The 18,825-nt window shown below is 73.0% G+C and carries 18 protein-coding genes; 12 read left to right on the top strand and 6 right to left on the bottom strand.

What is annotated here, in order from left to right:
• Positions 1-38 precede the first annotated feature (38 nt).
• A complete protein-coding gene (locus tag Q0283_RS08010) occupies positions 39-716 on the top strand; it encodes a Crp/Fnr family transcriptional regulator (RefSeq protein ID WP_010143094.1) in 678 nt (225 codons plus the stop codon).
• A 4-nt stretch (positions 717-720) separates the two neighbouring features.
• Here Q0283_RS08010 and Q0283_RS08005 read toward each other — a convergent pair whose 3' ends face one another.
• From Q0283_RS08005 to Q0283_RS07995, 3 genes are read right to left on the bottom strand one after another with little or no spacing between them, the layout of a single operon-like run.
• Positions 721-1,680, bottom strand: a complete 960-nt coding sequence (locus tag Q0283_RS08005) for an NUDIX hydrolase (RefSeq protein WP_183527792.1) — start codon at positions 1,678-1,680, stop codon at positions 721-723.
• 19 nt (positions 1,681-1,699) lie between these two features.
• A complete protein-coding gene (locus Q0283_RS08000; RefSeq protein ID WP_183527794.1) occupies positions 1,700-2,173 on the bottom strand; it encodes a RidA family protein in 474 nt (157 codons plus the stop codon).
• Positions 2,170-2,322 (bottom strand): hypothetical protein, encoded by a 153-nt coding sequence (locus Q0283_RS07995; protein ID WP_010143091.1) that lies wholly within the window; start codon positions 2,320-2,322, stop codon positions 2,170-2,172. The genes Q0283_RS08000 and Q0283_RS07995 overlap by 4 nt, the downstream gene beginning before the upstream one ends.
• A 64-nt stretch (positions 2,323-2,386) precedes the next feature.
• Between Q0283_RS07995 and Q0283_RS07990 the strand changes: the two genes are divergently transcribed.
• From Q0283_RS07990 to Q0283_RS07975, 4 genes are all read left to right on the top strand, one after another.
• Positions 2,387-4,600 carry a transglycosylase domain-containing protein gene (locus tag Q0283_RS07990; RefSeq protein WP_183527796.1) on the top strand — a complete coding sequence of 738 codons (2,214 nt, stop codon included), beginning with the start codon at positions 2,387-2,389 and terminating at the stop codon, positions 4,598-4,600.
• Positions 4,601-4,611: 11 nt separating this feature from the next.
• Positions 4,612-5,547: a metallophosphoesterase gene (locus tag Q0283_RS07985; protein ID WP_183527798.1), complete on the top strand. Its 936-nt coding sequence runs from the start codon at positions 4,612-4,614 to the stop codon at positions 5,545-5,547.
• Between the two features lie 83 nt (positions 5,548-5,630).
• The gene (locus tag Q0283_RS07980; protein ID WP_298044143.1) at positions 5,631-7,517 is read left to right on the top strand and encodes an ABC transporter ATP-binding protein; all 1,887 of its coding nucleotides are present in this window, start codon (positions 5,631-5,633) and stop codon (positions 7,515-7,517) included.
• On the top strand, positions 7,514-9,355 hold the full coding sequence (locus tag Q0283_RS07975) for an ABC transporter ATP-binding protein (RefSeq protein WP_183527802.1): 1,842 nt from the start codon (positions 7,514-7,516) through the stop codon (positions 9,353-9,355). Before Q0283_RS07980 ends, Q0283_RS07975 begins: the two co-directional genes overlap by 4 nt.
• 46 nt (positions 9,356-9,401) lie before the next feature.
• Here the strand turns inward: Q0283_RS07975 and Q0283_RS07970 are convergent, their stop codons facing one another.
• Positions 9,402-10,178: an alpha/beta fold hydrolase gene (locus tag Q0283_RS07970; protein ID WP_183527804.1), complete on the bottom strand. Its 777-nt coding sequence runs from the start codon at positions 10,176-10,178 to the stop codon at positions 9,402-9,404.
• A gap of 54 nt (positions 10,179-10,232) precedes the next feature.
• Here Q0283_RS07970 and Q0283_RS07965 point away from each other — a divergent pair, with 54 nt between their 5' ends.
• Positions 10,233-11,543: a condensation domain-containing protein gene (locus Q0283_RS07965; RefSeq protein WP_298044142.1), complete on the top strand. Its 1,311-nt coding sequence runs from the start codon at positions 10,233-10,235 to the stop codon at positions 11,541-11,543.
• On the opposite strand, the gene Q0283_RS07960 is transcribed toward Q0283_RS07965, so the two are convergent.
• Positions 11,507-12,418 carry a phosphoribosylaminoimidazolesuccinocarboxamide synthase gene (locus Q0283_RS07960; protein WP_298044141.1) on the bottom strand — a complete coding sequence of 304 codons (912 nt, stop codon included), beginning with the start codon at positions 12,416-12,418 and terminating at the stop codon, positions 11,507-11,509. The genes Q0283_RS07965 and Q0283_RS07960 overlap by 37 nt on opposite strands.
• On the bottom strand, positions 12,418-13,707 hold the full coding sequence (purD, locus tag Q0283_RS07955) for a phosphoribosylamine--glycine ligase (protein WP_298044140.1): 1,290 nt from the start codon (positions 13,705-13,707) through the stop codon (positions 12,418-12,420). The genes Q0283_RS07960 and purD overlap by 1 nt, the downstream gene beginning before the upstream one ends.
• Before the next feature lie 36 nt (positions 13,708-13,743).
• Here purD and Q0283_RS07950 point away from each other — a divergent pair, with 36 nt between their 5' ends.
• The 6 genes from Q0283_RS07950 (at position 13,744) to purM (ending at position 18,798) form a co-directional block, all read left to right on the top strand.
• Positions 13,744-14,016 carry a hypothetical protein gene (locus Q0283_RS07950; protein WP_298044139.1) on the top strand — a complete coding sequence of 91 codons (273 nt, stop codon included), beginning with the start codon at positions 13,744-13,746 and terminating at the stop codon, positions 14,014-14,016.
• Positions 14,017-14,090: 74 nt separating this feature from the next.
• A complete protein-coding gene (locus Q0283_RS07945; RefSeq protein ID WP_183527814.1) occupies positions 14,091-15,143 on the top strand; it encodes an asparaginase in 1,053 nt (350 codons plus the stop codon).
• Between the two features lie 4 nt (positions 15,144-15,147).
• Positions 15,148-15,534 carry a sterol carrier family protein gene (locus tag Q0283_RS07940; protein WP_183527816.1) on the top strand — a complete coding sequence of 129 codons (387 nt, stop codon included), beginning with the start codon at positions 15,148-15,150 and terminating at the stop codon, positions 15,532-15,534.
• 75 nt (positions 15,535-15,609) lie between these two features.
• Entirely contained in the window at positions 15,610-16,035 is a 426-nt protein-coding gene (locus Q0283_RS07935) for a hypothetical protein (RefSeq protein ID WP_183527818.1), read from the top strand.
• The gene (gene purF / locus Q0283_RS07930) at positions 16,025-17,602 is read left to right on the top strand and encodes an amidophosphoribosyltransferase (RefSeq protein ID WP_183528572.1); all 1,578 of its coding nucleotides are present in this window, start codon (positions 16,025-16,027) and stop codon (positions 17,600-17,602) included. Before Q0283_RS07935 ends, purF begins: the two co-directional genes overlap by 11 nt.
• Positions 17,599-18,798 (top strand): phosphoribosylformylglycinamidine cyclo-ligase, encoded by a 1,200-nt coding sequence (gene purM, locus Q0283_RS07925; protein WP_183527820.1) that lies wholly within the window; start codon positions 17,599-17,601, stop codon positions 18,796-18,798. Before purF ends, purM begins: the two co-directional genes overlap by 4 nt.
• Positions 18,799-18,825: the final 27 nt, after the last annotated feature.

Here is an 18,825-nt window from a genome sequence, read left to right as displayed (position 1 = left end):
GCCCGTACACGCCTGTCAACAGTGAGGACGAAGGACACATGGATCTCGAGGTACTGCGCAAGGCCCCGCTGTTCACCAACCTGGATGACGAGGTCTTCTCGGCCCTGACCTCGGAGCTGACGGAGGTCGAGCTCTCCCGGGGCGCCTCCGCCTTCCACGAGGGTGACCAGGGCGACCAGCTCTACGTCATCATGTCCGGCAAGATCAAGCTCGGCCGCACGGCCCCGGACGGCCGCGAGAACCTGCTGGCCGTCCTCGGCCCGGGCGAGATCTTCGGTGAGATGGCGCTGTTCAACCCGGCGCCGCGCACCGCCTCGGCCACCGCGGTCTCCGCCACCCGGCTGGCCGGGCTGCGCCACGACAACCTGCGCAAGGTCATCCAGTCCACCCCCGAGGTCTCGATGCAGCTGCTGCGGGCCCTGGCCCAGCGCCTGTCCAAGACCAACGAGTCCCTGGCGGACCTGGTCTTCTCGGACGTGCCGGGCCGCGTGGCCAAGGCCCTGCTGGACCTGGCCGACCGCTTCGGCCGGCCGGCCGCCGACGGCCTGCTGGTGGCCCACGACCTCACCCAGGAGGAGCTGGCCCAGCTGGTCGGCGCCTCCCGCGAGACCGTGAACAAGGCCCTGGCCGAGTTCGTGCAGCGCGGCTGGATCCGCCTGGAGAACCGCGCCGTCGTCGTCCTGGACCTGCAGCGCCTGCGCCAGCGCTCCCGCTGAGGGCCTAGCGTCCCCACCGCCCGCCCGGCAGGGTGACCTCCAGTTCCAGGGTCTCCAGCAATTCCGGGGTGTACTCGGGGACGCCGCCGCGGATGGTCAGGCCCATCAGGAACTCCACGGTCGACCCCGCGGTGGCCATCCGCTCCAGCAGCAGTTCCACCGCGGGGACGGTCAGCGCCCCGAGCCGGCGGCCGACGGTCTCCGGCCGGCCGATCCCGTCCCCCAGCCGCGTGCCCCGCCGGCCGGCGAGCACCAGGCCGGCCGGCATCCACTCCGCCCACAGTCCCTTGCCCGCCAGCAGCGTGGCGTCCTGGCCGTGCGGCACGGCCACGGCGAAGTACTGGGTGTCGAAGCGGCGGTGCGCGAAGTGCGGGCTGTGCCAGCGCCCCACCGCCCGCAGCAGGTCCGTGCGCAGCCCGTGCCCACGCCGGTTCAGCAGCGCCGGGAGGGTGGTCTGCTGCTCGTCGAGGGCCCGGCGGGCCTCCATCCACTCCCCTCCCCCGGGGTTCTCCACCACCGAGTGCGGGTCCGTGCCGGCCAGCAGGATGCCGGTCTCCTCGAAGAGTTCACGGATCGCCCCGGCCACGTGCCGGCGGGCGAGCCGGTGGTCCTCCAGCCCCAGCACCCGGGCCCACTGGGCCGGCGTCGGGCCGTACCAGTCGCACTCGTCCTCGTCGGACGGCTCCAGCGAGCCGCCGGGGAAGGCCACGGCGCCCAGCGGCGTGGCCCCGGCCCGGTAGCGCAACAGGGTCTCGACGCCGTTGAGCCCGTCCCGGACGATCGCCACCGAGGAGGCCCGCCGGGCCGCCCGCGGCCGCCGCTCCCCGTGGACCAGCCAGCTGCGGGCCGCGGCCTGCTGGTCCTCGGGCAGCTCGAACGTGCGGCGTCGCGGCGGCCGGACCGGGCGGTGGACCGGACCGTGCCCCACCGCCATGCCGGTGCGCGGGGCATACGGTTCGGTCATGTGCGCCCTCCGGTGCGGTTCAGCGGATACGGACGGAGATCTCGACCTCGACCGGCGCGTCGAGCGGCAGCACGGCCACCCCGACGGCGGAGCGGGCGTGGGCGCCGGCGTCGCCGAAGACCTTGCCCAGCAGCTCGGAGGCACCGTTGATGACCTGCGGCTGACCGGTGAACGAGGGGTCGGAGGCGACGAACCCGACCACCTTCACGACCTGCTCCACGCGGTCCAGGTCACCGATCACGGACTTCACGGCGGCCAGCGCGTTGACCGCGCAGACGGCGGCCAGCTCGGCGGCCCGCGCCGGGTCGACCTCCGCGCCGACCTTGCCGGTGGCGCCGAGCTGTCCGCCCTCGAACGGCAGCTGGCCGGAGGTGTGCACCCGGTCCCCGTCGAGGATCGCGGGCACGTAGGCGGCCACGGGGGCGGTCACCGGCGGCAGGGTCAGCCCGAGCTCGGCGAGGCGGGTCTCCACCGCCGACTGTGCGCCGGTCACTGCTTCGGCCGCTTCAGGTAGGCCACCGCGCCGCCCTCGGGGCCGGTCATCACGGTGACCAGCTCCCAGCCCTCGGAGCCGTGCAGGTCCAGGACCTGCTTGGGGGTGTGCAGGGGCAGCGGGGTGATCAGGTATTCCCAGGTTGTCATGGGCTCCACCCTAGCCGGACCTCCCTCGCGCGCGGGGGAGAATGCTGCCGGTAGAATCGCCCCCATGGTCAACCGCACGTCCCCCTTCTTCGACACTGCCACCACGCTGGGCAAGATCGTCGCCTTCCTCGGCGTCAGCGCCCTGTGCGGCGTGCTCGCGGCGGGGCTGCTGCTGCCCGCCGCCGCGATGGGTGGGGCCACGGCCACGGCCGGCGGGGACATGCTGGACCAGTTGCCGGCGGAGCTGAAGGAGGAGCCGCTCTCGGTGCCCTCCCGCGTCCTGGACAAGGACGGGAACGTCCTGGCCACCTTCTACGCGGAGAACCGGGTCCCGGTGGAGCTGGACCAGATCTCGGACAACATGAAGGACGCGATCGTCGCGATCGAGGACGAGCGCTTCTACGAGCACGGTGGCGTGGACCCCCGCGGCCTGACGCGCGCCCTCGTGAACAACGCCACCTCGGACACCACGCAGGGCGCCTCCACCCTCACGCAGCAGTACGTGAACAACGTGCTCGTCAACGCGCAGTACCTCAACAACGAGCGCACCACCATCTCCGGCACCAAGAACGTGGCGGACAAGCTGCGTGAGATGAAGCTCGCCGTGGCCATCGAGAAGGAGATGACCAAGGACGAGATCCTCGAGGGCTACCTGAACATCGTGCTGTTCTCCGGCCGTGTCTACGGCGTGGAGGCCGCATCCCGCTACTTCTTCAACAAGAACGCGAAGGACCTCACCATCCCGGAGTCGGCCCTGCTCGCCGGCATGGTGCAGTCCCCCAACGGCTACAACCCGGTGAACAACCCGGACGGCGCCCTGGAGCGCCGCAACACCGTGCTGGCCGCCATGCTGCGCACGGGCAAGATCGACCAGGCCACCCACGACCAGGCCGTGGCCACGGAGATCACGCTGGACGTCACCCCGCTGTCCTCCGGGTGCATGTCCGCCGACTTCGGCAACTACTTCTGCGACTACGTCAAGCGCACCGTGGAGTCCTCCGAGGCGTTCGGCCCGGACCTCGAGTCCCGCCAGCGGCTGCTGGACCGCGGCGGGCTGCAGATCACCACCACCCTGGACTCCACCCTTCAGAAGGAGGCGGAGAAGGTCGCCCGCGAGAACGCCCCGTACACCACCTTCGAGAGCGACCGCGGCACGGTCGGCGAGCTGGGAGCCTCCCTCGTCACGGTCGAGCCGGGCACCGGCAACGTCCGCGCCATGGCCCAGAACACGACCTATGACCCGGGTGAGTCCGAGGGCGGCACCACCATCAACTTCAACGTCAACAAGACCATGGGCGGCGGCGCCGGGTTCCAGGCCGGCTCCACCATGAAGCCCTTCGTGTTCCTCTCGTTCATCGAGTCCGGGCACTCCATGACGGACACCCTCGACGCGCGGATCAACGAGTACCCGACCTACACGCGGTTCAAGGGCTCCTGTGGCGAGGGCGGGACCATCCCGCTCCTGGTCGACGGCAACGGCTGGACCGTCCGCAACGCGATCGCCGACATGAACAAGCCGATGCGCGCGGACTACGGGCTGTACTGGTCCATCAACACCGCCACCGTGGCGGCGGCCCACACCCAGGACCTGTGCGCCATCACTGGGCTCCTGGACCGGGTGGGCATCCAGAACGCCGGCACGGGCGAGTCCATCGACCCGCGGAACCCGTCCTTCGTGCTGGGCTCGGAGGAGGTGTCGCCGCTGATGATGGCCGCCGCCTACGCCACCCTCGCGGACGACGGCAACTATTGCGCACCCCGCGTCATCTCCGAGGTGACCGACACCCGGGGCAACACCTACCAGGTGCCCCCGGTGGAGTGCGAGAAGGTCGCCGACTCCCAGGAGGTGGCCGAACTGAACAACACCCTCAAGGCGATCGCCTCCGAGCGGATCGCCACGGACATGCCGTTCGAGATCGCCGGCAAGACCGGTACGAACAACTGGTCCTCGTCCACCTGGTTCATCGGCTCCACCACCGGCCTGACCACGGCCTCGTGGGTCGGGAACTTCCGCAACCAGGTCTCCCTGGAGGGCAAGCGGATCGCCGGCATCACCTATGACGACGTCTGGGGCTCCATCATCGCCGGGCCCATGTGGGCCGACTACATGCGCGACGTGGCCGGGAACTACCCGACCGACGACTTCACCGCGTTCGACGGCCCGAGCTCGGATCCGCGCACCGAGGGGTCGCGCGAGGGTGGACAGCGGATCCCGGTCGGCAACTACGGTGGACCCCGTCCGTACTACGATCCCGACACCGTCGTCTCGACGGAGTGAGGAGGCCCGCCGTGGGGGCTGAGAAGGTGACCGGTCCGCGCAGGACGTGGGCGATCCCGGCCGCGGTGGCCGGGGCCGGTGCCCTGTCCGCCGCGGCGGCCGTGGCCTGGGGCACCCTGGTGGAGGCCCGGAACTTCGCGGTCCGCACCGAGCGGCTGCCGATCCTGCCCCCCGGGGGCCGGCCGTTCCGGATCCTGCACCTGTCCGACATCCACCTGATGCCGGCCCACGCGGACACGCTGCGGTGGCTGTCCACGCTGCACACGCTCCAGCCGGACCTGGTGGTGAACACCGGGGACAACATCGCCTCCCCCGCCTCGATCCGTCCGCTGCTGCAGGCCCTGGGCCCACTGCTGGACGTGCCGGGGGTCTTCGTCCCCGGCTCCAACGACTACTACGCGCCCACGCCGGCCAACCCGCTGCGCTACCTCGCCGGACCGTCCCGCCAGGACCCGGACCGGGTCCGGCTGCCCGCGGACCAGCTGTTCAGCGCCTTCGAGGCCCGCGGCTGGACCGGCCTGGCCAACCGGAACACGTCCGTGGTGCTGCAGGGGATCCGGCTGGACCTGGCCGGCACCGACGACCCGCACCTGGACCGCGACGCCTGGCCCGGTTTCCGCGGTTCCAGTGCGACGCCGGCCCGGTCGCTGCGGATCGGCGTCACCCACGCCCCCTACCGGCGGGTGCTGGACGCCATGGTCGCGGACGGGGCCGACGTCATCTTCGCCGGGCACACGCACGGCGGCCAGGTCTGCGTGCCCGGGTACGGCGCCCTCGTCACCAACTGCGACCTGCCCACGTGGCAGGCCTCGGGACTGACGCAGTGGAGCCTCGACGGCCGCACCGTCCCCCTCGAGGTCTCCGCGGGCATCGGCACCTCCCCCACAGCGCCCTTCCGGTTCGCCTGCCGGCCCGAGGCCGTGGTGCTGGACGTCGTCGCGCGCTGACCTGCGTCAAAGGAGTCTTTCAGAACGTCCCGGGCGCCCGTAGGATGGTGGATCGCCCACCCCCTCGACCCGGAGGTCCCGCCGTGTCCACGTCCGCCCGTCCATCCCTGCGGCGCGTGCGGGGCGAGGAGCGCAGCCTCGCCGAGGCCCTCCGGCGGCTCTCGCCCTACCTGGAGGGCATCCGCTGGCGCTGGGGAGCCGGGCTGGCCTCCGCCATGCTGGCCGGACTCGTGGCCCTGGCCATCCCCCAGGTGATCCAGCAACTGGTCAACTCCGTGCTGCGCCCCGGCGGGGACGCCTCGGACGTGTGGACGGCGGTGGCCATCATGACCGTGCTCGGCGTGGCCGAGGGAGCGCTGGTCTACCTGCGCCGTGTCTTCATCCTGCCCCCGGCCGCGGGGGTGGAGAACCGTGCCCGGGTCGCCCTGTTCCGGCGGCTGCAGCGGCTGCCGGTGTCCTTCCACGACTCCTGGCCCTCGGGCCAGCTGCTCTCCCGGTCCGTGGGTGACCTGTCCCTGCTGCGGCGGTGGATCGCGTTCGGCACCGTGATGTTCGTGGTCTCCATCGTGACGATCGTGGTGGGCCTGGTGCTGCTGTTCGCCACCTCCTGGGTCCTGGCGCTGATCTACCTGGCCGGGGCCGTGCCGATCATGTGGCGCTCCTTCCACTTCCGCAACGACTTCCGCGCCGCCTCCCGGCTCTCCCAGGACCAGGCCGGGGACCTGGCGACCACCGTCGAGGAGTCCGTGCACGGCATCCGGGTGCTCAAGGCCTTCGGCCGCGGCGGGGAGGCGCTGGAGGGCTTCCGCGGCCAGGCCGACACCCTGCGCGGCACCGAGGTCCACAAGGCCGCCGTGCTCTCCAAGTTCATCTCGCTGATCGTGGCCCTGCCGGAGACGGTCATCGGGCTGTCCCTGGGCGTCGGCATCTACCTCGTGGCCACCGGGGACCTCACGGTGGGCGCCGTGGCCGGGTTCTTCGCCACCACCGCGGTGCTGGGCGGACCGGTGGAGTCCGTCGGGCAGCTGATGGGCATGTCCCTGTCCGCCAAGACCGCCATCGACCGGCACGCCGAGGTCATGGACACCCCGGTCGACATCGCGGATCCGGTGGCACCCCGAACCGGCGGTGCCACCGGCATCCCCGGGGCCCTCGCCTTCCGCGGCGTCCGCTTCCGCTACCCCGATGTCCCCGAGGGCGCCGAGCCGCTGTTGCGGGACATCACCCTGGACCTGCGCCCCGGGGAGACGATGGCCCTGGTGGGGCTGACCGGTTCCGGCAAGTCGACCCTGGTCCAGCTCGTCCCCCGGCTCTACGACGTCACCGCCGGGCAGGTGCTGGTGGGCGGCCGGGACGTGCGGGAGTACGAGCTGGTGGAGCTGCGGCGACGGGTCTCGATCGCGTTCGAGGACTCCACCCTGTTCTCGGACTCCATCCGGAACAACGTGCTGCTGGGCGCACCCGAGCAGGTGCTCGCGGACCCGGCGGCGGCCCAGGAGCTGCTGGACCTGGCCCTGGACACCGCCCAGGCCCAGTTCGCCCGTCGGCTGCCGGAGGGACTCGACACCGAGATCGGCGAGGAGGGGCTGAGCCTGTCCGGTGGCCAGCGCCAGCGCATCGCCCTCGCCCGGGCCATCGCCGCGCGGCCCGAGGTCCTCGTGCTGGACGACCCGCTCTCCGCCCTGGACGTGCGCACCGAGGAGGCGGTCACCCGCCGGCTGCGCAGCGTGCTGGCCGGGACCACCACGCTGATCGTGGCCCACCGGCCCTCCACGGTGGCGCTGGCCGACCGGGTGGCGGTGCTGCAGGACGGGCGGATCCTGGACGTGGGCACCCACGCCGAGCTGCTGGCCCGCTCCGCCGACTACCGCTTCATCATCTCCAGCTTCGAGGCCGACCGTTCCATCGAGTCGGTCATGGACTCCGGGGGGATCACCGCGATGACCGGCACCGAGGGAGACCGGGCATGAGCCGCCGGGACGCCACCCTCCTGGGCACCCGGGGCGAGGAGCGCCTGGACCTGGATGCCGCCGAGCGGCGCTACGTGCGGGCCCGGTCCTGGACGCTGCTCAAGGACCTCGCCCGGCCGGTCCGGTGGAAGCTCCTCCTGACCGTGGTGCTCGTGGTGGTCTCCAACGCCGCCCGCGCGTCGTTCCCGCTGATCATCGCCTGGGGCATCGACTGGGGGCTGCCGCAGGTCGTCTCCACGCTCCGGGACGGGGACTCCCCCGCCCCCGTGCTGGCCGCCGTCGGGGGGACCTACGTGGCGGCCGCGCTGACGGCCGGGCTGCTGCTGGGCACCTACACCTGGCTGACCGCCCGGGTGAGCCAGGCGATGCTGCTGGACCTGCGCGTCTGGGTCTTCCGGCACACGCAGCGGCTCAGCCTGGAGTTCCACGAGCGCTACACCTCCGGCCGGGTGATCTCGCGGCAGACCTCGGACCTGGACTCGTTGCGGGAACTGCTGGACCAGGGCGTGTCCTCGCTGGTGTCCGGGCTGATGTTCATGCTGTTCACCACCGTCTCGGTCTTCGTGCTGGATTGGCGCTCCGGGCTCGTGCTGCTCGGGGCCTTCGTGCCCGTGGCGATCGCCGTGCGCTGGTACCAGGTGCGCTCGGAGGCGGTGTACCGCCGGTCCCGGGTGTCCTCCGCGCGGATGATCGTGCACTTCGTGGAGACCATGACCGGCATCCGCGCGGTGCAGGCGTTCCGCAAGGAGCGGACGAACGACGAGACCTACGACCGGCTGGCCTCGAGGTACCGCGACGACATGGTGCACTCGCTGAACCTGTTCGGCGTGCTGCAGCCGACCCTGCTGGTCACCGGCAACCTGACCGTGGTGGCGCTGCTGGTCCTCGGCGGGTTCCGCGTGCTGGACGGGACCCTGGCCGTGGGCGTGCTGGTGGCCCTGCTGCTGGCCGGCAAGCGCGTGTTCCAGCCGATGGAGCAGGTGGCGATGTTCTACTCCTCCTTCCAGTCCGCCACGGCCGCCCTGGAGAAGGTCTCCGGGCTGCTCGAGGAGGCGCCCACCGTGCGGGAGTCCCCCACCCCGGTGCCGCTGCCCCGGGCCCAGGGGCGCCTGGAGTTCCGCGACGCCGAGTTCGGCTACGGCCAGGGCGAGGTGATCCTGCCCGCGTTCGACCTGACGATCCCGGCCGGTCAGACCGTGGCCGTGGTGGGCCAGACCGGCGCCGGCAAGTCCACCCTGGTCAAGCTCATCGCGCGCTTCTACGACCTGAGCTCCGGCTCGCTGACCCTGGACGGGGTGGAGCTGGACCAGCTCTCCGCCGCCGACCTGCGGCACAACGTGGTGATGGTGACGCAGGAGGCGTTCCTGTTCTCCGGCTCGGTGGCCGAGAACATCGCGCTGGGCCGGCCCGATGCCTCGGACCAGGAGATCCAGGCGGCGGCGCGGGCCGTGGGTGCCCACGAGTTCATCCTGTCCCTGCCCGAGGGCTATGACACGGACGTCACCAAGCGCGGCGGGCGGTTGTCCGCCGGGCAGCGGCAGCTCGTGTCCTTCGCCCGCGCGTTCCTCGCCGACCCCGCGGTCCTGATCCTGGACGAGGCGACCTCGTCCCTGGACCTGCCCAGCGAGCGCCTGGTGCAGTCCGGCCTGGAGCGGTTGCTCGGTGACCGGACGGCGCTGATCATCGCGCACCGGCTCTCCACCGTGGAGATCGCCGACCGCGTGCTCGTGGTCCACGACGGGCGGATCGTCGAGGACGGGACCCCCGAGGAGCTGATCGCCGCCGGAGGCCGCTTCGCCGAACTCCACGCCGCCTGGCAGGACTCCCTGGTCGGGTGATCCCCGCCTTCCGGCGCCCGCGGGGCGGGGCCGCGTGGGGGGGCGGTCAGGCGCGGGGGACGTCCTCGGCCAGCACGGCCGGCCAGCGGGACACGTCCTGCGGGGTGGTCGCGACCTGCAGCGTGGCCCGGGGCATGAGCTCGACCAGCGCCCGGGCGGTGGAGAGGGGATGGGCGGGATCGTCCGCCCAGGCCAGCACCGTCGTGGGAACCCCGATCCCCGCCACCTGCTCCCGGGTGGGCAGGTCGCTCATCGCCGCCCCCCGGTAGACGGACGGCAACAGGTCACCGCTGACGTGGGGCACCGTGTCCGGCGTGCCCACCGTGGCCGGGGGCCGCGGCATGGACCGGCTGGCCGCGACGAACCGCTCCACCCCGTGGTCCTCGATGAACCGCGCCAGGCGCCGGTAGTCACCGGCCTGCGCGGTGCGGGTGTCCCAGGCGGTCGGGGGCAGCAGCAGCGTGAACCCGCTGAACCGGTCGGGGTCGCGGACGGCGGCGTGCAACAGGGTGGCGGCACCCATGGAGGGGCCCACCCCGTGCACGGCCTCTCCCGGGAACCAGTGGTCGAGCAGGCGCAGGAGGTCCTCGGCGAGCGCGGGCCAGCGGTAGTCCTCCGGCTCGCGCCGGCCGGTGGAGTGGCCGTGTCCCCGGGCGTCGTAGCGCAACAACCGGGTGCCGGACAGTCCGCGGCCCAGGTCCAGGTCCAGGACCCGGTCCCGTGACCGGCTCGAGGTCAGCCCGTGCAGCTGCACGACCGGATGGCCGGACTCATCGCTGAACGACCAGGCGATCTCGGCGCCCGGCACCGTGAACCTGTGCATGTCAGCTCCGTTCTCCCGTGCCGTCCTGAGAGGACAGCAGGCTACAGTACTGCCATGCGCCTCACGCATGTCGCGTCCCTGCGCCTGCCGTTCGGTCCGCTGCTCTCCTACGACCTGGCGGTGTCCCCCGCGGAGGGCACCCTCCCCGTGTCCTTCGACCAGGCCCGGCACGTGGGCGGCGGGGACCGGCCCGGTTCCTGGATGGCGCTGGCCTTCAGCCTGCCGGCCCCGGTGCCGCGGAATCACCTCGCGGCGGCCTGGCGCGCCGTCGTCACCGCGCACGGCACCCTGCGCACGGTCTTCGTCCGGGACGACGACGGCGCCCCCACCCTGCGCGAGGCCGGCATCGGCCCGGGCACGTGGGTCCGGCACGAGGTGGCCCCGGGCCAGGCGATGCACGACGCCCTGCGCGCCGTCCTGGACGCCGGGTGCACGCCCTTCGCCCGGCCCTCGCACCGGTTCTGCGTCATCGAGACCGCCGACGGGCCGACCATCGTGGTCGGCGCCGATCACGCCCACGTGGACATGTGGTCCCTGCTGGTCATCGCCCGCGACCTGCTCACCGCCCTCGACCGGCTGGCGGACGGCCTGGACCCCGGGCTGACGGGCGCCCCGGCCTTCGCCGAGCACAGCCGGTGCCTGCTGGACCGGCCCGGGGCCCCCGCCGAGGTCCACCGCCGCTGGGCGGAGGTCATCGAGGCCGGGGGCGGGGTGATGCCCCGGTTCCCGCTGCCCCTGGGGGATCCGGCCCCGCAGCCGGAACGCGTGGAGGTCCGGGACGTGCTGAACGTGACGGGCATGACCGCCTTCGCCACCCGGGCGCGGGAAGCCGGCGTGTCCACGCTGGCGATGACCGTGTCGGTCCTGACCGTCACCACCCGCGAGGTGGCCGGCGCGGACCTGCGTGCGGTGTTCCCCGTGCACAGCCGCTACGAGGAGCGGTGGCACGATGCGGTGGGCTGGTTCATCACCAACTCGGTGCTCGAGTCCGCCGATCCCGATCCCGGCGCGTGTGCGGGGGCCGTGCGGGAGGCCATCCGGCTGGGATCCTGGCCGCTGGCCGGGATCATGGCCCCGTGGGGCGGCATGCCGGAGGCCCCCGGGATGCTCGCCGTCTCCTGGCTGGACCTGCGGCGCCTGCCGGTGCAGGTCGACTCACACGCGCTGAACGCCCAGTACGTGAGCGCCGCCATCCGGACCACGGGGGTGATGCTGTGGTTCATCATCGACGGCACCGGCGTGCACCTGCGCTGCCGCTACCCGGACACGCACGAGGCCCGGCGCAACGTGGGGACCTGGCTGGACGACCTGGTGGCCCGGATGCGGGATCAGGCGGTGAACGCCCGTCCCGTCAGCCGCTCGTAGGCCTCCACGTACCGCGCGCGGGTCCTGGCCACGACGTCGGCCGGCAGCGCCGGGGGCGCCTCGCCGGAGTGCCGGTCCCAGCCGGATGCGGCCGAGGTCAGCCAGTCGCGGACGAACTGCTTGTCGAAGGACGGCTGGGCGCGGCCGGGCTCGTAGTCCCCGACGTCCCAGAAGCGGGAGGAGTCCGGGGTCAGCACCTCGTCACCGAGCACGATCCGGCCGTCGGCGTCCAGCCCGTACTCGACCTTGGTGTCCGCCAGGATGATGCCGCGCTCCCGGGCGATCCGCTCGGCCCGCGTGTACACGTCCAGGGTCAGTTCCCGCAGTCGCTGCGCCGGGGTCTCCCCGATCAGCCGGGACATCTGCGCGAAGGTGATGTTCTCGTCGTGCTCGCCCACGTCCGCCTTCGCCGAGGGGGTGAAGATGGGCTCGGCCAGCCGCGAGCCGTCCACGAGCCCTGCGGGCAGCCGGATCCCGGTCACCGTCCCGGACTCGCGGTACTCGGCGAGGCCGGAGCCGGTGAGGTAACCGCGCGCGATGCACTCGACCTCGAACATGTCCAGCCGCTTGACGACCATCGCCCGGCCGGCCACGGCCGCGGGGACGTCCACGGAGACCACGTGGTGCGGCACGTCCAGCTGCTCGAACCACCACAGGGACAGCTGGGTCAGGACCGCGCCCTTGTCCGGGATCTCGGTCTCCAGCACGAAGTCGTAGGCGCTGATCCGGTCCGAGGCCACCACCAGCAGCGTCGCGGACTGCCCCGGTGCGGCGTCGGCCGGCTCGTACAGGTCCCGGACCTTGCCCGAGTAGACGTGCCGCCAGCCGGGCAGCTCCAGAACCGTCGCGCCGAGCCCCTTGGAGTAGTCGGCCATCAGAGCGCCTCCCCCGCGGGAACGGTGATCTCCCCGCGTTCGGCCTTCAGCCCGATGTCCGTGCGGTGCCGGGACCCCGGCAGCGTGATCCGTTCCACGCCCGCATAAGCGCGCTCGCGCGCCGCGGCCAGGGTCTGTCCCAGCCCGACGACGGCCAGGACGCGTCCGCCGGCGGCGACCAGTCCGCCGTCGGGCCCGGGGCCGGTGCCCGCGTGCAGGACGGACACCCCCTCCAGGGCCTCGGCGTCCTCCACCCCGGTCACGGGGCCGCCCTTGACGGGGGCCTCGGGGTAGCCCTCGGCCGCGACGACGACGTCCACGGCGTACTCGTCCGACCACTCCAGTGCCCGCACCCCGGCCAGGCAGCCCGTGGCGGCGTCCATGAGCAGCCGGCCGAGCGGGGTGCGCAACCGGGCCAGCACGGCCTGGGTCTCGGGGTCCCCGAAGCGCACGTTGAACTCGATGACGCGGATCCCGCGGGCGGTCAGGGCCAGTCCGCAGTAGAGGACGCCCGCAAACGTGGTGCCGCGGTCGGCCATGGTGGCGATGACGGGGCGGGCCACCTGGTCCATGACCTCGTCCACGAATCCCTCGGGCAGCCAGTCCAGCGGGGTGTAGGCGCCCATGCCGCCGGTGTTGGGACCGGTGTCGGCATCGCCGATCCGCTTGAAGTCCTGCGCGGGGGCCAGCGGGACGGCGTTGGTGCCGTCCGAGAGCACGAACAGGGAGACCTCGGGGCCGTCCAGGTACTCCTCGATGACCACGGTGCCGTGGGCGGCGAAGCAGGCCCGGGCGTGGGCCAGGGCCTCGTCGCGGTCGGAGGTGACCACCACGCCCTTGCCGGCGGCCAGCCCGTCATCCTTGACCACGTAGGGGGCGCCGAACTCGTCCAGCGCCGCGGCGGCCTCCTCGGCGGTGGCGCAGGAGTGCGCGGCGGCGGTGGGGACGCCGGCCTGGGCCATGACGTCCTTGGCGAACGACTTCGAGGCCTCCAGCTCGGCCGCGGCCCGCGAGGGGCCGAAGACGGTGAACCCGGCCTCGCGCAGGGCGTCGGAGACGCCGGCGGCCAGCGGGGCCTCGGGCCCCACGACGACGAGGTCGGCCCCCAGCTCGCCGGCCAGCTCGGTGACGGTCGTGGCGTCCGTGGCGTCCACCGGGTGGACGGGGACGTCGAGCGCGATGCCGGCGTTGCCGGGTGCCGCGTGGACCTCGCGGACGGAGGGGTCGCGCAGCAGGGCGCGGACGATGGCATGCTCACGGCCGCCGGAGCCGAGGACGAGGATCTTCACGGTGCCCAAGCCTAGACGGTCCCGTAGCCTGAACCCATGAGCACCCCGTCCCGCGGCCCGGATGACGACGACTTCTCCTACGGCCGGCTCTACGGCCGGGCGCCCCGCACCGGTGGCGCCGGGGCCAACACCCTGTCCACGGTCTACACGTTCGTGCTGGTGTGGATGACGACGGCCCTGATCATGTGGTTCGGCAGCCGGCTGTTCGGCTTCGAGCGCGGCGACGTGACCGTCGCGGTGGTGTCCCTGGCGTGCTCGCTGGCCGCCGCGATCGCGATCACCGCCTGGGTCCGGCGCCGCCGGCGCTGACGGCGCCGACGGGAACGACTCTGACCGGCCGGTCCGGGAGGCCCTGCGCCGGGTGCGCGCCTACAGTGGTGACCATGCCCCAGAAGTCCGCCGCGCGTCAGTCGCCCTCCGCCACCTTCTCCCCCGCCGAGGCCGTGGAACTGGTCCACGTGGTCCGCAACGGTTTCATCGAGTCCCGCACCACCGGCTCCGCCGTGGTCACCGCCCCGGACGGGTCCGTGCTGGCCTCCCTGGGGGCGCCGGAGGCGCTCATCTACCCTCGCTCCACGCTCAAGCCGCTGCAGGCCATCGCCTCGCTGCGCCAGGGCGCCCGGCTGGTGGACGAGCAGATCGCCCTGGCCTGCGGTTCCCATCGCGGCACCGCCCGGCACCGCCAGGCCGCGGCGACCATCCTGTCCTACGCGGGCATGGACGAGTCCTTCCTGCAGTGCCCGCCGGCCTGGCCCGCGGACCCGGCCGGCATCATCCAGCTGGCCCGCGACGCCGGCCCCGAGGGCCCGGTGCAGACCCCGCTGGCCTACAACTGCTCCGGCAAGCACGCCGGCTTCCTCTCCGCCTGCAAGCACGGCGGGCACGACCCCGCCACCTACCTGGACCTGGACCATCCGGTCCAGGGCGAGGTCGCCGCCGTGCTGGAGCAGTACTGCGGCGAGCCCGTGACCCGCTGGGGCGTGGACGGGTGCGGGGCCCCGGCCCCGGTGCTGTCGCTGACCGGTCTCGCGCGCGGCTTCGGCGCGGTCGCGGCCGCCCCGGACCGCCGGGACGCCGAGGTGCACGCCGCCGCGGTGGCCACCGCCATGCTCGAGCACCCCTGGGCCGTCCACGGGGAGACCAACACCAACACCGTGGTGATCCGGGAGCTGGGCCTGCTCGCCAAGCTCGGCGCCGACGGCGTCATGGCCATGGCCGCCCCGGACGGCACCTCGGTGGCGGTCAAGGCGCTCGACGGCGGCACGCGCGCCGGCAACCTCGTGGCCCTGGTGCTGCTCGCCCAGTTCGCCCCCGGGCAGGTGGACCTCGAGGCCCTGCCGGGCGTGCTGGAGACGGTCGTCCCGAAGATCCTGGGCCGCGGCGAACCGGTCGGCCGGGTGCAGCTGGCCCGGCCCGTGCTGGACCTGCTGGACTGAGGCCGTGTCCGTCAAGCGCCGCATCGCCCCCGACGCCGGCCGCGCCGCCGTCGGTGCCTGGTCCGCCGCCCGCCGGGACGGGCCCGAGGAGGCCGCCGCCCTGCCCCGCTCCACCCGGGCCACGGCCGTGCGGTACCTGCTGGAGGAACTGGCGGAACGGGCCCCGGGCAACTCCGTGGAGGTGCGTGTCCCGCCGTTCGGGGTGTGCCAGTGCATCGAGGGTCCGCGGCACACCCGCGGCACCCCGCCGAACGTGATCGAGACGGACCCCGCCACCTGGCTGGACCTGGCCACGGGACTGATCGGCTGGGACGCCGCCGTCGCCGACGGGCGGGTGCTGGCCTCCGGGTCCCGGGCCGACCTGTCCGCCTGGTTGCCGCTGGCCCGGTAGCGTCAGCGCGGGACCGGCGCCGCGGGCGGCGACGCACGGCCCGGCCCCCGCCCGCACCCCAGTACCATGGACGGCATGACTTCTGCCTCCGACGGCCCCGCGGACGATCCCGCCGCCACCCCGATGCGGCCGGACCCGGACGCCCTGGAACACCGCGACCTGGTGGTCCGGCGTGCCCCGAAGGTGCACGTCTTCCTGCTGGGCGGCGCCGCGCTCGGGGTCCTCGCGGCCCTGGCGGTCTCCCTGACCGGACGGCAGAACCCGGAGTTCACCTTCGGGTCCGTCTTCGGGTACTTCGTGGTGGTCTTCGGGATCATCGGCGTCGGCGTGGCCGGACTGGTCTGGCTGGTCCTGGACCGGCGGTCCCGCGCGCGTGCCCGCACGGTGCACGCCCGGGCCGTGACGGACCCGGCGCAGGCCGACTACGCCGTGGACCCCTCCGACCTGCAGCAGTGGCGGGAGAAGTGGGACAATGAGGGACGTGACGACGATGCGCGGTGACGGCAGGCTGACCCACGACCTCGATCCCCAGGAGAAGGGGCCCCAGGACGAGTGCGGCGTCTTCGGCGTCTGGGCACCCGGGGAGGACGTCTCCAAGCTGGCCTACTACGGCCTCTACGCCCTGCAGCACCGCGGCCAGGAGTCCGCGGGCATCGCGACCTCGGACGGCCAGCGCATCTCCGTCTACAAGGACCTCGGCCTGGTCTCGCAGGTGTTCGACGAGGCGACCCTGAACACCCTGACCGGGCACATCGCCGTCGGGCACTGCCGGTACTCGACCACCGGCGGGAACAACTGGGCCAACGCCCAGCCCACGCTGGGGGCGACGTCGGCCGGTACCGTCGCGCTGGCGCACAACGGCAACCTGGTGAACTCCGCCGAGCTGTTCCGGATGGTGGAGGCGCGCTACGGCAGGCAGACCCGCGGCGAGCTGGCCCAGGGCAACACCACGGATACCGCCCTGGTCACCGCGCTGCTGCAGGGCGAGGAGGGATCCACCCTCGAGGAGACCGCCGTGGCGCTGCTGCCGCAGATCCGCGGCGCGTTCAGCTTCGTGTTCATGGACGAGCACACCCTCTACGCCGCGCGCGACCCGCACGGGGTGCGCCCGCTGGTGCTGGGCCGGCTGGAGCGCGGCTGGGTGGTCGCCTCCGAGCAGTCCGCCCTGGCCACCGTGGGCGCCGGGTTCATCCGTGAGGTCTCCCCCGGCGAGATGATCGCGATCGACGAGGAGGGCATCCGCTCGACCCGTTTCGCCGAGCCCACCCCCGCGCACTGCGTCTTCGAGTACGTCTACCTCGCCCGCCCGGACGCCGCCATCAACGGCCGCTCCGTGTACGAGTCCCGCGGGGAGATGGGCCGGGCGCTCGCCCGGGAGAACCCGGTGGACGCCGACGTCGTCATCCCGGTCCCCGAGTCCGGCACCCCCGCGGCGGTCGGCTACGCCACGGAGTCCGGCATCCCCTTCGGCCAGGGCTTCGTCAAGAACTCCTACGTGGGACGCACCTTCATCCAGCCCTCCCAGACCCTGCGGCAGCTGGGCATCCGGCTCAAGCTCAACGTGCAGCCGGCCGTGGTGGCCGGCAAGCGCGTGGTGGTCGTGGACGACTCGATCGTGCGCGGCAACACCCAGCGGGCCATCGTGCGGATGCTCAAGGAGGCCGGAGCCCGCGAGGTGCACGTGCGCATCTCCTCCCCGCCGGTGAAGTGGCCCTGCTTCTACGGCATCGACTTCGCCTCCCGGGCCGAACTGATCGCCAACGGCGCCGGGGTGGAGGAGATCGCCGCCTCCATCGGCGCCGACTCGCTGAAGTACATCTCCGAGGAGGGGATGATCCAGGCCACCGAGCAGCCCCGCGAGAGGCTGTGCACCGCCTGCTTCACCGGCGACTACCCCATCGCGCTGCCCGTCGAGGACGAGCGCGGCAAGCACCTGCTGGAGAAGGCCACCGCCGGACCGGCCCCCACGGTGGACCCGGCCGAGCGGCCGGGTGCCGACGGTGAGGACCCGGGCCCCGGAGCCTCCCTGGAACCCCTGCTGACCGAGACCGACAGGACCCCGCTGTGACCGATGCCGTGAACCCCGCCGAGTCCGCCAGCCACGCTGGCATCACCTATGCCGCCGCCGGTGTGGACGTGGAGGCCGGTGACCGCGCCGTCGACCTGATGAAGGAGGCCGTCAAGGCCACCCACGGTCCTGACGTGGTCGGCGGGTTCGGCGGCTTCGCCGGCCTGTACGACGTCTCGGCCCTGCTGAAGTACTCGAAGCCGCTGCTGGCCACGTCCACGGACGGGGTGGGCACGAAGGTCGCCATCGCCCAGGCCCTGGACAAGCACGACACCATCGGCCTCGACCTGGTCGGCATGGTGGTGGACGACATCGTGGTGGTCGGCGCCGAGCCGCTGTTCATGACCGACTACATCGCCTGCGGCAAGGTCGTCCCGGAGCGCATCGCGGACATCGTGCGGGGCATCGCCGAGGGCTGCTCCATCGCCGGCGCCGCCCTGGTGGGCGGGGAGACCGCCGAGCACCCGGGACTGCTGGGCGTGGACGAGTACGACGTGGCCGGTGCGGTCACGGGCGTGGTCGAGGCCTCGGCCCTGCTCGGCCCGGAGCGGGTGCGCGAGGGCGACGTCGTGATCGCGATGGCCTCCTCCGGCATCCACTCCAACGGCTACTCGCTGGTGCGCCGTGTCATCAACTCCGCCGGCTGGTCCCTCGACCGGGAGGTCACCGACTTCGGCCGCACGCTCGGTGAGGAGCTGCTCGAGCCGACCCGCATCTACGCCGGCGACTGCCTCGACCTGGTGCGCCACCTCAACGGCGATCCCGTGACCGGTTCGGCCGGTTCCGTGACGACGGCCTCCGGGGAGCCGGCCCTGCGCGGCTTCTCCCACGTCACCGGCGGCGGGCTGGCCGCCAACCTGGCGCGCGTGCTGCCCCAGGGCCTGATGGCCACCGTGGACCGCGGCACGTGGGCCATCCCGGCCGTCTTCGAGCTCATCACCCAGCTGGGCCGGGTGCCGCTGGCGGACCTGGAGCGCACCCTGAACCTGGGCGTGGGCATGGTGGCCGTGGTGGCCCCCGAGGCCGCCGACGAGGCCGTGGCCCGACTGCACTCACGCGGCCTGAGGTCCTGGGTCGCCGGCACCGTGGGCACGCTGACCGACGAGGCCGCCGGTGCGGGCGAGGACTTCATGCAGGGCGCCAAGGGCGTGGACGGCGGCGCCGTCCTGCTCACGGGAGCCTACGCCCAGTCCTGATCGGGCGTCGTCGGGCCCGGCCGGGCC

Origin of the sequence: uncultured Citricoccus sp. (assembly GCF_937871995.1) — a bacterium.
In the GTDB taxonomy this organism is placed as follows: Bacteria; Actinomycetota; Actinomycetes; order Actinomycetales; family Micrococcaceae; genus Citricoccus.
Note: the sequence above shows the minus strand (reverse complement) of the source record. Positions and strands in the feature narration are given on the sequence as shown.